Consider the following 13645-nt stretch of genomic DNA (forward strand, 5'->3'; position numbering starts at 1 on the left):
GCATGCTGGTCACTGGTGCACCCTTCGGCCTGCGGCCTGTCCCGCCAAGCGGGAGCGAGCTTGCTTGGGGCGGCCCGGCGCTGCGCTCACGACACCTCGTCCGCGTCGCCCTCGCTGAGCCAGCCGCCCTCGAACCCGGCCCGCTCCAGCCCCAGCCGCACCGCGGGGTGACTGCGCATGCGTTCCCAGACCAGGCCGCTGCGGTGGTTCTCGAACATGGCCACGATCGGCCCCTGGTCGATGCCCAGGTAGTCGGTGTCCACCCAGCCGAACCCCGGCTTGATGCTGCCGTGCCTGAGCGTCACATCGGCCGGCACGCTCTGGTTGAAGGCGTCGAAGAAGCCGTACGAGCCCATGATGTACGGGCCGTGCTGGCGCACCATGCTGGCCAGCGTCGGCAACACGATCTCGGGCGCGAACGGCAGCGATGCGGCGACGGCCGTGGGCGTGATCGTGCCGTCGTCCACGATGCCGTCCAGCCCCACGCCGCGCGCCGCGTAGGTGCGAAAGCGCCGCGGTGCACCCTTGACGCTGCGCACCACGTCGGCCGGGCCGTTGCAGGCGGCCAGGCCCCACATGCTGCTGCCGTAGCCCTTCCAGCCCAGCGGGTTGCGTTCGGCATAGGCCTGGTGCGCATAGGCGGCACGGCGCGAGTTCTCGAAGTAGTCCAGGCCCTTTCTGCGCATGAAGGCATCGCCGACGCCGCGCAGATCCAGCCAGACCTGGCTGTACTGGTGGCCGAACAGCGGGCCGAAGCTCAGGTGCGTCTGGCCTTCGACCGCACCCCAGTGGTCTGCGTAGCCGCGCGTCCAGGCCGCGTAGGCGTCGCCGCGCGCGGGATGGGTGGGCGAGCCCAGCGCGAGGATGTAGACCAGCATGGCCTCGTTGTAGCCGACCCAGTCCAGGCTCAGGAAACCGGCATGGCGCGCCTGCGCCGTGGCGCTGTGGTCGCGGCCCGAGACGCGCAGGTCCGCGGGCGCCTTGCGCACATCCGGCAGCCAGCCATGGGCGATGGCCGGCGCGCGCGGTTGCATCCAGCTCCAGTCCACCCGTTCGTACAGGGCCGCGCTGGTGCGACGGATGTCCTGCTCGACCGGGTCGTCGCCATCGAAGTACTGGCCTGCGAACAGCACGCCGGCCATCAGCAGTGCGGTGTCCACGCTGGACAGCTCGATCTGCCCGTAGCGCCGCCCGCTGGACAGGTCGAGGAAACGGTAGAAGAAGCCGCGGTAGCCGGCCATGCCCCGCTCCGCCTCGCCCTGCGGCGCGTTGAGCAGGAAGCGCAGCGTCCTGCGCGTGCGCGCCGCGGCCTGCGCGCGCCGCACATAGCCGCGCTCGGCGCCGATGCCGTAGGCCGTGAGACCGAAGCCGACCGCGGCGATGCTGCAGAACGAGGGCGAGGGAAAGCGGTCGGGCACCAGCCCCGTCACCGGATGGGCCGTCTCCCAGAAGTAGTTGAAGGTCTGGCGCTGCAGCCTGTCGAACGCGAAGTCCGGCGCTGCCGCGGCGGCACCGGCGGGCGTGTGCGCCAGCACCGGGCCGCCGGCGGCGGCCAGTGCGGCCAGGCAGAACTGGCGCCGCGAGGCCGCGGCGGGGGAGTGCAGGCGGAAGGTCATGGCATCACTCCTCGTCGAACAGGCATTGGCCATTGCTGGCGATCACGCGCGCATACCAGGCACCGCTGTCCTTGAGCGTGCGCCGCTGGTTGCGGTAGTCCACGTGCACGAGGCCGAAGCGCTTGGAATAGCCGTGCGCCCACTCCAGGTTGTCCAGCAGCGACCAGGCGTAGTAGCCGCGCAGGTCGCAGCCCTCGGCGATGGCCCGGTGCAGCACGCGCAGGTGCTGGCGCAGGTAGTCCGTGCGCAGCGCGTCGTGCACCGCCCCACCCTGCGCCACCGGCGGGTCGTCGAAGGCCGCGCCGTTCTCGGTGATGTAGACGGGCGGGTTGCCGTAGCGCGTGCGCACCCAGTTCAGCGTGTCCAGCAGACCCTGGGGGAACACCTCCCAGCCGGTCTCCGTGTAGGTGGCGCCGCGCTGCACGGGCCGCTCCACCGGCAGCGGAAAGCGGCCCGCATCGTCGCGCACCACGTTGCGCGTGTAGTAGTTGATGCCCAGGAAGTCGATCGGGGTCCGGATGAGGTCCAGGTCCGACGCCGGAAACGCCGGCCAGGCCGCGCCGAACATGCGGACCAGCACCGCGTCGTAGCGGCCGCGGAACACCGGGTCCATGAAGTGCCGGTTCATGTAGGCATGGGCGCGGCGCGTGGCGACCCGGTCCTGCGGCGCATCGGAGGCCGGGTATTTGGGTTCCAGGTTCACAACCAGGCCGATGCGGTGCGCGCCGCTGGCCCGGTAGGCCTGCACCGCCTTGCCGTGGGCGCGCAGCAGGTTGTGCGCCACGATGGGCGCTTCGAACAGGTTGCGGTGCCCGGGCGCGAGCGCGCCCGAGAGGTAGCCGCCATCCATCACGACCCAGGGCTCGTTGAGCGTGGTCCACATCTTCACGCGGCCGTCCAGGCGCCGGAACACCAGATCGGCGTATTCGGCGAACCAGTCGGCGCTGTCGCGGTTGAGCCAGCCGCCGCGGTCGTCCAGGGCCGCCGGCAGGTCCCAGTGGTACAGCGTGGCGTTGGGGGCGATGCCGGCCTCGAGCAACTGGTCGACCAGGCGTTCGTAGAAGTCCAGGCCGGCGCTGTTCGCGGTGCCCGTGCCCTGCGGCAGCACGCGGCCCCAGGCGATGCTGAAGCGGTAGCTCTGCAAGCCCAGCCGCCGCATCAGCGCGATGTCCTCGGGCCAGCGGCGGTAGTGGTCGCAGGCCACATCGCCCGTGTCGCCGCCGTGCACGAGGCCCGGCGTGTGGCAGAAGCGGTGCCAGATCGAGGCCCCGGCTCCATCGGCCAGGGGGGAACCCTCGATCTGGTAGGCGGCCGTCGCCGCGCCCCACAGGAAACCGTCTGGGAATGCCATGCCATCCACCCGTTCTACAGATGCCCATCCAGCCTGCACGCCCCAGGACATGCCGACCTTCCGCTTGCGTCGCCTTCGGGCCCGGCCCGCCGGCACCGGCAGCCCCATGGTGGCGGTCGGGCCGTCGACCTGACAAGCCCTTCCGCCTGAACGGTTGGCAGTCGAACGACAAACGGTGCCCGCGAGTGTGCGCCGCCCTCCCGCGCTGCGCCATGGTCGTAAACACTGCCTCCGGCCGGCCTGGGACGGGCGACAAGTTACAACTTGTTAGTACTGCAGGAATGCCATATAAAGCTCGAACTTCGTTCGATTCCATGTGCTAATCCGCGCTTGAAGCGCTCCGGCCAAGCCGTCGACGGAGTCCGCACCGTCCAATGGCCCCACAGGCCGCATGCCCGCGACCGGGCTGGAGACACATGAACGAAGTGGCCCTCGGCACGCTGGCGCTGGTCCTGTTCGGCATCGCCGCGGCAGCGCTGTGGCGGCAGTCCGCGGCGCAGCGGGCCCTGCGCGCGCTGCAGGCCGACACCGAGCGGCGCGCCGCGGCCCTGTCGGAAAGCGAAGCCTTCATGCGCACGCTGACCGAGACCGGCCAGGCCAGCCTGGTCGTGACCGACCGCAACGACCGCGTGCGCCACGCCAACAGCCAATGGCTGCAGCTGTTCGGCTATACCCGTGACGAACTCGGCACGCTGGTCGCCGACGATGTGCATGCAGATGGTGCGGCCGCGCGCGCCCGGCTGTTCGCCCAGATGCAGGGCGACGGCGCGCTGCGCCACTGCGAGACGCGCTTTCGGCGCAAGGACGGCAGCGAGTTCTGGGGTCTCGTGGATTCGGCCCGCGTGCGCATCGCCGGCGAGATGCTGCGCGTGACCTGGATCAGCGACAACACCGAGGAGCACGCCGCCGCCGAGCGGCTGCGCGCGCTGGCGGCCGAGCAGGAGCTGCTGCTGCAGAACCTGCAGGTGGGCATCGTCTACACCGGCGACGGCAAGTTGCTGCGCGCCAACCCGCGCTTCGCCGAGATGTTCGGCTTCGCCGACACGGACAGCCTGGTCGGCCGCGCCAGCGCTTGCCTGTACCCCGACGAGGCCGAGCTCAAGCGCTTCGGAGCCGAAGTGGGCAAGGCCTTCGCCGCGGGCCAGGTCTTCAGCGGCGAGTGGAAGGCCGCGCGCCAGGACGGCAGCACCTTCGACGCCTATGCCCGCGCGCGCGCGATCAGCCACCCGGGCTACCAGTACGCCACGATCTGGATGATCGACGACATCACCGAGCGCAAACGCTCGGAGGAGGCGCTGCGCGTGGCGCACAAGGCGCAGCTGGCGATCTTCGAGGCGGCCAGCGTGGGCATCGGCATCCTGCGCGAGGGCGTGATCCTGCGCTGCAACCGGCGGCTCGAGGAAATCTTCGGCTACGAACCCGGCGAACTGGAAGGCAAGCCCACGCGCATCTGGTATGCCAGCGACGAAGCCTATGCCGAGGGCCGGCGCATCGCCAACGAACGCATCGGCCAGAGCAGCCGGCACGACCTGCTGCTGCAGCGCAAGGACGGCACGCCGTTCTGGTGCCGCATGCAGGCGCGCTACATCGACCCGAACTCCACGCACGGCAGCGTCTGGGTCATGGAAGACGTGACCGAGGAGAACCGGACCGCCGAAGCGCTGCGCGAGGCCAAGCGGCTGGCCGACGAGGCCACGCAGGCCAAGTCCATGTTCCTGGCCAACATGAGCCACGAGATCCGCACGCCCATGAACGCCATCATCGGCATGTCGCACCTGGCGCTCAAGACCGGCCTCACGCCGCGCCAGCGCGACTACATCGCCAAGGTGCACGGTGCCGGCACGGCGCTGCTGGGCATCGTCAACGACATCCTGGACTTCTCCAAGATCGAGGCCGGCAAGCTGGAGATCGAGCATGTGCCCTTCGAACTGGCCCAGGTGCTGGCCAACGTCCGCACGTTGCTGGAGGGCAAGGCCGGCGAGAAGGGCCTGGCGCTGACGGTCGACATGGCGCCCGACGTGCCGCCCGCGCTGGTCGGGGACCCGCTGCGGCTGGGCCAGGTGGTGACCAACCTGGTCGGCAACGCGATCAAGTTCACCGAGCAAGGCCATGTGGCCGTGCAGGTGCAGCTGCTCGAGCGCCTGGCCGACGGCGTGCGGCTGCAGCTGGAAGTGCGCGATAGCGGCATCGGCATGGACGCCGCGCAGACGGCGCGCTTGTTCCAGGCCTTCTCGCAGGCGGACGGTTCGACCACGCGCAAGTACGGCGGCACCGGCCTGGGGCTGACCATCAGCAAGCGTCTGGTCGAGGCCATGGGCGGCACCATCGCCGTGGACTCCGTGCCCGGGCGCGGAAGCCGCTTCTGGTTCAGCCTGCGCCTGGGCGTGGCCGAGGGCGCGCGCCCGGCGACCGTGCCGACGCCCGAGGCGCTGGAGCCCCTGCCGCTGCGCGGCGTGCGTCTGCTGCTGGCCGAGGACAACGAGATCAACCAGCAGATCGCCGTGGAACTGCTGGAGAGCGCCGGCGCCGCCGTGACGGTGGCCGCCAACGGCCAGCTGGCGCTGGACCAGCTGGCCACCGGCGCGGCCTTCGACGCGGTGCTGATGGACCTGCAGATGCCCGTGATGGACGGCATGCAGGCGACCGCGCGGATCCGCGGCGACGCCCGCTTCGCGCAGCTGCCCATCATCGCGATGACCGCCCACGCCATGGTCGAGGAGCGCGAGCGCTGCCTGGCCGCGGGCATGGTGGACCACATCACCAAGCCGATCGACCCGCCCGCCATGCTGCGGACGCTGGCGCGCTGGGTGCAGCCGCGCGGCGACGCGCCGCGCCGGCCCGTGGCCCCGCCGCCGGCCGCCGCGGCGCCAGCCCTGCCCGTGCTGGCGGGGCTGGACACCGCGGCCGGCCTGTCCCGCGTGGGCGGCAACCCTGCGCTGTACCTGCGTCTGCTGCAGCAGTTCCACGAGCGGCAGGCCGACGCCGGCGCCCGCATCGCGGCCGCGCTGGCCGCGCAGGACGTGGCCGCGGCCGAGCGCATCGCCCACACCGTGCGCGGCGTGGCCGGCAACCTGGGCTTCGGCCCCCTGCAGCAGCAAGCGCAGGCGCTGGAAGCCGCGATCGGCCAGGGCGCGCCGCATGCCCAGGCGCTGGCCGGTTTCGAGCAGCAGCTGGCTGCAGCGACCACGGGGCTGCGCGCCGCTTTGGCACCGTCCGCCGCGCCGTCCGAAGAGCCCGCGACCGCCGCCGCCACGCCGGCCGAACTCGCGCAGCACGCCAGCCGACTCGCCGCGCTGCTGCAGGCCAGCGACAGCGACGCCGGCGACTACTTCAACACCCACCGCCCGGCCCTGCGCCAACTGCTGGGCGAAGGCGCGACAGCCCGTGTCGCGCGCGCGTTGCAGGACTACGAGTTCGACGTGGCGCTGGACCAATTGCGCGGCGCGGTGCAGACCCACGGCATCGCTGTCTAGCGACGGCAGAGCGGCCCGCCCGGCCACGTAACATCCGGCCGCCTCACCGATTCCCAAGGAGCTCCATGCCGTCCAAGCCTTTCACCCGCCGCCGGCTGGTCCAGTTCGCACTGGCCGCCTGCGCAGCCGCCCCCGCCTTCGCCCAGCCGCTGGACGGCGGCCCGCTGCGCATCGTCGTAGGCTACCCGCCCGGCGGCGCGACCGACCGCGTGGCCCGCATCGTCGGCGACAAGCTGGCCAGCAAGCTGGGCGTGCCCGTGCTCGTGGAGAACAAGCCCGGCGCGGGCGGCCGCCTGGCGGCCCAGCAGGCCAAGGCCACGCCCGCGAACCAGAACCTGCTGATGCTGGCCAACCCCGCTGTGATGGTGGTCGCACCGCTCGTGTTCAAGGACAACGGCTACGACGCCGAGCGCGACTTCGTGCCCGTCGCGCACGTCAACGCCTACGAGTTCGGCCTCGCGGTGTCCACCGCCGTGCCGGTCAAGGAACTCTCGCACCTCTTGGCCTGGATGCGGGCCAACCCCAACCAGGCCAACGTGGGCGTGCCGGCCACCGGCAGCCTGCCGCACTTCTTCGCGCTGATGCTGGGCGACAAGGCCAAGGTGCGCACCGAGGTCATCGGCTACAAGGGCTCGGCCCCGGCCATCACCGACCTGATCGGCGGCCAGCTGCCCATGGCCGTGGACACCTTCGACGTGCTGGTGCCGCAGCACGAGGCGGGCAAGCTGCGCGTGCTGGCCGTCTCCGGCACCAAACGCTCGGCCTTCGCGCCCGACGTGCCGACCTTCAAGGAGGCCGGGCTGGACCTCGCCGCGCTGGGCTGGAACACCTTCTTCGCACCCGCCACCATGCCGCCGGAGAAGGCCGCGCGGCTGGCCGCGGCGATCCACGAGGTCATGCAGGACCCGGACACGCAACGCAAGTTCACCGACACGCGCATGCAGCCCGTGGTCGCCACGCAGGCGCAGACGGCCGCCATGCTCAAGGCCTACCGCGCGCAATGGGCGCCCGTGGTGCAGAAGTCGGGCTACCAGCCATGAGCGCTGCCGCAGCGCGCAGCGTCGTGCACAGCGTGCGCGTGGAGTTCGGCGACTGCGATCCGGCGCGCATCGTCTGGTTTCCGAACTACTTTCGCTGGATCGACGCGGCCGGCCACCATTTCTTCGTCAGCTGCGGCATGCCGCCCTGGCACGAACTGGAGAAGGCGCGCGGCATCCTGGGCACGCCCATCGTCGACACGCACGCGCGCTTCGTCGCCACGGCCAGCTATGGCGACCGGTTGGACATCGCGGTGCAGGTGGCCGAGTGGCGGCGCAGCAGCTTCGTGATGCGCCACCGCGTCACGCGCGGCGAGACGCTCATCATGGAATGCGACGAGGTGCGCATCTTCGCAGCGCACCGCGAAGACCATGCACCCGGCATCCGGGCCGTGCCGATCCCGGAGGATCTGCGCGCCCTGTGCAGCTGAAGCCGCCGCAGCGTCACCTGCGTTCCACCCCCCGCGCCCGCGCCGGTGCATGCTTCGCCGGTCCAACCCAAGGAGACAAGGCATGTCACTGTTTTCGCTGTCTGGCCAGGTGGCCATCGTCACGGGCTCCTCGCGCGGCATCGGCCGCGCCATCGCCGAGCGCATGGCCGAACATGGCGCCCGGGTGGTCATCTCCTCGCGCAAGGCCGAGGCCTGCGAGGAAGTGGCCGCCGCGATCTGCCGCGCCCACGGCGATGGCGCGGCCATCGCCATCCCGGCCAACATCTCCTCCAAGGACGAATTGCGCCACCTGGTGGAGGAGACGGCGCGCCGGCTCGGCCCGGTGGATGCGCTGGTCTGCAACGCAGCCAGCAACCCTTACTACGGGCCCATGGCCGGCATCGAGGACGCGCAATTCCGCAAGATCCTCGAGAACAACGTGATCGCCAACCACTGGCTGATCGGCTTCGCCGCGCCGGCCATGCTGGAGCGCCGACGCGGCAGCATCACCATCGTCTCGTCGATCGGTGGGCTGCGCGGCTCGCCCATCATCGGCGCCTACTGCATCTCCAAGGCCGCCGACATGCAGCTCGCGCGCAACCTCGCCGTCGAGTTCGGGCCGCACAACGTGCGCGTCAACTGCATCGCGCCCGGCCTCATCAAGACCGACTTCGCGCGGGCGCTGTGGGAGGACGAGGAATTGCTCTCCAGGCGCACGGCCACCACGCCCCTGCGCCGCATCGGCGAGCCCGACGAGATCGCCGGCGCAGCGGTGTTCCTGGCTTCTCAGGCGGGTGCGTTCATGACGGGGCAAAACCTCGTCATCGATGGCGGCGTGACGATCTGATCAACGCACAGCCAGACCGCCCAAACTCTCCAGTACACCGCGCACCTGCGCCAGCACGGCGTCGGCCTCGGCACGGTCGGCCTTGGCCATGCCGCGCGAGATCGCCATCGCGCCGACCAGGGCGGCCACCACGGTGCTGGCCAGCGCCTCGCGCTCTGCGGGCGCGGTGTCCTCGGGCAGGGTCGCCGCGACGCCTGCGCGCAACGCCATGAACGCATCGGCGTAGCTGCGGCTCACGGCCTCGCCCTGGCGTGCGGTTTCGCAGGCCGTGGAGACCAAGGGGCAGCCCTTGGCCATGTCGTCGCGCACCTTGCGGCTCAGGTAGCGGTCCAGGTAGGTCGCGAAGCTGCGCTGCGGCGCCGCACCGGCCAGCCCGGGCCGCGTGCTCTGCGTGACCTGCGCATAGCCCTGCTGGAAGGCGTGCGCGAAGGCCTGGGCCGCGAGATCCTGCTTGTCCGTGAAATGCTTGTACAGCGCGCCGTGCGTGAGCCCGGCCTGGCGGCACACGTCGGCCACGCCCACGCCGTCGATGCCATGCTGCTTGAACAGCTGGCCCGCGGCTTCGAGCAGGGCCAGCCGGTTCTGCTGCGCCTGTTCCTTGGTCACCTTCATCGCATTCCTCTGCGTTGACATTTTTTGATTGCAGTCATTATCATTGAAACCTTCGCCACCGCCAAAACCCACACACACCATGCTGGCCCACCGTCTCGCCGCGCTGCTGCAGCGCCGTGGCATCCACTACGCCTGGGCCATTGCGGCCCTCACCTTCCTCGCCATGCTCACGACCTCGGCGGCGCTCGGCCTGCCCGGCGCGCTGATGCAGCCGCTCTCCCGGGAGTTCGGCTGGAGCACGACCGAGCTCTCCTCCGTCTTCGCCACGCGCTTCGCGCTGTACGGGCTGCTGGGGCCGTTCGCGGCCGTGGTGCTGCTGCGCTACGGCGTCTCGCGCGTGGTGGCCTTCGCGGCCGCCGTGATCGCCAGCACGCTGGTGCTGGGCCTGTTCATGCACACGCTGGGCGAAGCCTTCGTGCTCTGGGGCCTGGTGCTGGGCATCGGCACCGGGCTCACGGCCATGGTGCTGGGCGCCATGGTGGCCAACCGCTGGTTCGTGCAGCGCAAGGGCCTGGTCATGGGCCTCCTGGCCGGCAGCAGCGCCACGGGCCAGCTGCTGTTCCTGCCGCTGGCGGCCTGGCTCATCGAGCAGCACGGCTGGCGCTGGGCGCTGCTGCCCGTGGTCGCGGCCGCGGCGCTGGTGTTCGTGGCGGTGCTGCTGTTCATGCGCGACAACCCGGCCCAGCTGGGCCTGGCCGCCTACGGGGCCGACCCGGCCGCCGCGCCGGCCCAAGCCGCGCCGCGGGCCGACTGGAAGCTGCCGTTCCGGACCCTGGCCAGCGCCGCACGCGTGCCGGCCTTCTGGGTGCTGGCCGGCACCTTCTTCATCTGCGGCCTCAGCACCAACGGCTTGGTGCAGACGCACTTCATTTCGCTGTGCGGCGACTACGGACTGGGTCCTGTGCCCGCCGCCTCGGTGCTGGCGATGATGGGCATCTTCGACCTGATCGGCACCACGCTGTCGGGCTGGCTGTCGGACCGCTACGACAGCCGCAAGCTGCTGTTCTGGTACTACGGGCTGCGCGGGCTGTCGCTGTTCTGGCTGCCGTATTCGGAGTTCACGATCGCCGGCCTGTCGCTGTTCGCCGTGTTCTACGGGCTGGACTGGATCGCCACCGTGCCGCCCACGGTCAAGCTCGCGGCGGCCGAGTTCGGCCCGGAACGTGCGGCGCTGGTGTTCGGCTGGGTGTTCGCCGCGCACCAGCTCGGCGCGGCCGTGGCGGCCTACGGCGCGGGGCTGTCGCGCTCGGTGCTGGCCTCGTACACGCCGGCCCTGTTCACGGCCGGCGCCGCCTGCCTGGTGGCCGCGGCGGCCGTGCTGCTGGTGCGCGCGCGCACGGTGGCGCCAGCGCTGGCGCCCAGCCGGCCCTGAACCATGGCGCGCACCTGGCTGGCCGCGGCAGGCCTGCTCGCGGCGCTGGCCGCGCAGGCCGTGCCACGCACGCCGGCCACCGACCCCGGCGTGCCCTGCGACCGCCAGGCCCAGCCCGCCGGCTGCCTGCTGCGCCTGGCGCTGCCGCAGGATGGCGGGCAGCTGCCCTACTACGTCTCGCAGCCACCCGGCGCCACGGCGCCGGACACGGCCCTGCTCGTCATGCACGGCTACCCGCGCGATGCGGCGCACAGCTTCAACGCCGGCCTCGCCGCCGTGCAGGCCGCCGGTCTGCAGGGCCGCGTGCTGGTCGTGGCGCCGCTGTTCCAGGTCGCATCCGCCGAGGCGCAGCGCTGCCACACCCCGGGCGAGCCGCCGGCCCAGCCCGGTGATGCGCTGTGGCGCTGCGGCAGCTGGCTGGCGGGCGAGGCCTCCGACGGACCGCGACCCGTCACCTCCTTCTCCGCGCTGGACGCACTCGTGGCCGCTCTTGCACACCAATGGCCCGGCCTGCGTCAGATTACGCTCGCGGGCTTTTCGGCCGGCGCGCAGCTGCTGCAGCACCACGTGGCCTTCGCAGCCGAAGCGCCAGGCGGCGTGCGGCTGCGCCATGTGATCGCCGACCCCGGCACCTGGCTCTACTTCGACCCGGTGCGACCGCAGCCGCAGCAAGGCGGCCAACCGGTCGCCGATCCCTCGGCCTGCGGGCCGGCGGCCGCCTACCCGGGCCGTTGCGCGCTGGTGCTGCAGGCGCCCGACCCGTCGGCCTGCCCGCGCTACGACCGCTGGAAGTACGGCGTGGCCGACCTGCCGGCGCGGCTGGGCGACGCGGCGGCGGCCCGCGCACGCTACCGCGCGGCCGAGGTGGCCTACCTGGCCGGCGCACTGGACAGCGGCCCCGGCCCCGGCAATGCCGACAAGGTGCTGGACCATGGCTGCGCCGCCCAGCTGCAGGGCGCGTACCGTCTGCAGCGCGCGCAAGGCTATGCGGCCTACGAAGCCCAGCTGCTGCGGCCGCCGCAGCCCAGGCCGCTGCAGGTGGTGCCGGGGTGCCGGCACGACGTGGCCTGCGTGCTGCCTTCGGCCGCGGCACGGCCGCATCTGTTTCCCGGCGTGCGCTGAGAAGCTGTGGGCGAATCCCTCACGGCCACGCGAGGCCCCGTGAAAGCCGGCCTCCATGGTCAGCGTCGCGCCCTGGGGCCTCGCCCTTCGGGCCGGGGCACGCCAATCTGCAGGTGGATCTGCAGCAGGCGGCCGCGTAGACCCGCCCGTTCAGGCGTGGATGTCGAGCAGCGCGCCGGCCATGCGATCAGCGGTGCGGAACACGGTGGCATTGGCCACGAAGGCGTTCTTCGCCGCCAGCTGGTCGACCACCTCGGACTCCAGCGACACGCCGACCGCCCCGGCGCGCCGCGTCGCGGCGTCCACGCCCCCGGCCTCGCTGCGCGCCTGTTGCACCACCTCCAGGCGCGTGAAACCGGCGGTCTGCAGGTTGGCGACGTTGTGCGCGGACGCTTGCAGGCGCTGCCGGGCGGCCTGCATGCCACTGGAAGCGATGGAGGTGATCGGGGCCATGGGCCGGATTGGGCCATTCATTCGCCCGTTCATAAAGCGAATAGTCGACATGATTCGCGAGTTATCGTGCCATCCAGCCCAGCGCCTGCCCCGCCACCGCCGCCAGCGCAACGACCCAGACGGGCGAGCAGCGCCCGAACACGAGCAGCCCGAACGCCGCCAGGGCCAGCGCGAAGTCGCCGCGGCCGTGGACCGCGCTGGTCCAGACCGGGTCGTACAGAGCGGCCAGCAGCACGCCGACCACGGCCGCGTTGACACCGGCCAGCGCCGCCTGCACGCCGGGCCGCTCGCGCAGCGTCTGCCAGAACGGCAGCGCGGCCAGCAGCACGAGCGCGGCCGGCGCGAAGATGGCCAGCAGCAACAGCAGACCGCCGGTCCAGCCCTGCCAGGGCCAGTGGGCCGCCGCGCCCAGGTAGGCCGCGAACGTGAACAGCGGGCCCGGCACGGCCTGCGCGGCGCCGTAGCCGGCCAGGAATTCGGCGTTGCCGAGCGCGCCCGCGGGCACCACGCTGGCCTGCAGCAGCGGCAGCACCACATGGCCGCCGCCGAACACCAGCGCACCGGCACGGTAGACGCCGTCGACCAGTGCCGCCGTCGGCGTGCCGCTCGCCGCTGCCCACCACGGCAACAGGGCCAGCGGCAGCAGGAACAGCACCATCGCCAGCACGCCGGCGCGGTGCGACAGCGGCCAGCGCTGCGGCGCAGGCGCGGCCGCCACGGCCGGCAGCCGCAGCAGCCAGCGCCCCACCAGCGCCGCCGCGGCGATCACGAGCACCTGGGCCAGTGCCGCCGGCCAGGCCAGCAGCACCAGCGCGGCCACGATGGCCAGCGCGGCGCGCTGGCGGTCCGGGCACAGCGTGCGCGCCATGCCCCACACGGCCTGGGCCACGATGGCCACGGCCGCCACCTTGAGGCCGTGCACCCAGCCCGCGGCCGCCAGCGCCGGCTGGTGCACGACCAGCTCGGCCAGCGCGATCAGCGCCAGCGCCGAGGGCAGCGTGAAGCCGGCCCAGGCCGCCAGCATGCCCCAGCCACCGGCGCGGCCCAGGCCCAGCCCCATGCCGACCTGGCTGCTGGCCGGCCCCGGCAGGAACTGGCACAGCGCCACGAGGTCGGCATAGGCGCGGTCGTCCAGCCAGCGCCGGCGCTCCACGAACTCGGTGCGGAAGTAGCCCAGGTGCGCAACCGGGCCGCCGAAGGAGGTCAGGCCCAGGCGCAGGAACACGAGGAAGACATGCCAGGGGCTGTCGGAGCGAACGGCGGGGTCGGGCATCGGCGGAATCGGAGCAGGCAAAAGGAAGGCATGCTATGCGCTCCGCACGACACCCCGG

At 72.0% G+C, this 13645-nt stretch carries 11 protein-coding genes; 6 read left to right on the top strand and 5 right to left on the bottom strand.

What is annotated here, in order from left to right; all coding sequences use genetic code 11:
- Positions 1-86: 86 nt before the first annotated feature.
- Both IE209_RS05165 and IE209_RS05170 read right to left on the bottom strand, forming a co-directional pair.
- Positions 87-1616, bottom strand: a complete 1530-nt coding sequence (locus tag IE209_RS05165; RefSeq protein WP_189685870.1) for a glucoamylase family protein — start codon at positions 1614-1616, stop codon at positions 87-89.
- Between the two features lie 4 nt (positions 1617-1620).
- Positions 1621-2967, bottom strand: a complete 1347-nt coding sequence (locus tag IE209_RS05170) for a GH1 family beta-glucosidase (RefSeq protein WP_189685871.1) — start codon at positions 2965-2967, stop codon at positions 1621-1623.
- A gap of 416 nt (positions 2968-3383) precedes the next feature.
- Here IE209_RS05170 and IE209_RS05175 point away from each other — a divergent pair, with 416 nt between their 5' ends.
- The 4 genes from IE209_RS05175 (at position 3384) to IE209_RS05190 (ending at position 8755) form a co-directional block, all read left to right on the top strand.
- Positions 3384-6440, top strand: a complete 3057-nt coding sequence (locus IE209_RS05175) for a PAS domain-containing hybrid sensor histidine kinase/response regulator (protein WP_189685872.1) — start codon at positions 3384-3386, stop codon at positions 6438-6440.
- Positions 6441-6505: 65 nt separating this feature from the next.
- Entirely contained in the window at positions 6506-7480 is a 975-nt protein-coding gene (locus IE209_RS05180) for a Bug family tripartite tricarboxylate transporter substrate binding protein (RefSeq protein ID WP_189685873.1), read from the top strand.
- The gene (locus IE209_RS05185) at positions 7477-7908 is read left to right on the top strand and encodes an acyl-CoA thioesterase (RefSeq protein WP_189685874.1); all 432 of its coding nucleotides are present in this window, start codon (positions 7477-7479) and stop codon (positions 7906-7908) included. The genes IE209_RS05180 and IE209_RS05185 overlap by 4 nt, the downstream gene beginning before the upstream one ends.
- Before the next feature lie 82 nt (positions 7909-7990).
- A complete protein-coding gene (locus IE209_RS05190) occupies positions 7991-8755 on the top strand; it encodes an SDR family oxidoreductase (protein WP_189685875.1) in 765 nt (254 codons plus the stop codon).
- On the opposite strand, the gene IE209_RS05195 is transcribed toward IE209_RS05190, so the two are convergent.
- Positions 8756-9367, bottom strand: a complete 612-nt coding sequence (locus IE209_RS05195) for a TetR/AcrR family transcriptional regulator (protein WP_189685876.1) — start codon at positions 9365-9367, stop codon at positions 8756-8758.
- Positions 9368-9446: 79 nt separating this feature from the next.
- On the opposite strand from IE209_RS05195, the gene IE209_RS05200 reads away from it, so the two are divergent.
- Together IE209_RS05200 and IE209_RS05205 are read left to right on the top strand one after the other, a co-directional pair.
- A complete protein-coding gene (locus tag IE209_RS05200) occupies positions 9447-10739 on the top strand; it encodes an MFS transporter (RefSeq protein ID WP_189685877.1) in 1293 nt (430 codons plus the stop codon).
- Positions 10740-10742: 3 nt separating this feature from the next.
- Positions 10743-11861 carry a hypothetical protein gene (locus IE209_RS05205; RefSeq protein WP_189685878.1) on the top strand — a complete coding sequence of 373 codons (1119 nt, stop codon included), beginning with the start codon at positions 10743-10745 and terminating at the stop codon, positions 11859-11861.
- Between the two features lie 150 nt (positions 11862-12011).
- On the opposite strand, the gene IE209_RS05210 is transcribed toward IE209_RS05205, so the two are convergent.
- Positions 12012-12314 carry a flagellar basal body rod C-terminal domain-containing protein gene (locus tag IE209_RS05210; RefSeq protein WP_189685879.1) on the bottom strand — a complete coding sequence of 101 codons (303 nt, stop codon included), beginning with the start codon at positions 12312-12314 and terminating at the stop codon, positions 12012-12014.
- Between the two features lie 61 nt (positions 12315-12375).
- Positions 12376-13587 carry a chromate efflux transporter gene (gene chrA / locus IE209_RS05215; protein ID WP_189685880.1) on the bottom strand — a complete coding sequence of 404 codons (1212 nt, stop codon included), beginning with the start codon at positions 13585-13587 and terminating at the stop codon, positions 12376-12378.
- Between the last annotated feature and the right edge of the window lie 58 nt (positions 13588-13645).

This window comes from Pseudorhodoferax aquiterrae (assembly GCF_014652235.1).
Classification (GTDB): domain Bacteria; phylum Pseudomonadota; class Gammaproteobacteria; order Burkholderiales; family Burkholderiaceae_C; genus Pseudorhodoferax; species Pseudorhodoferax aquiterrae.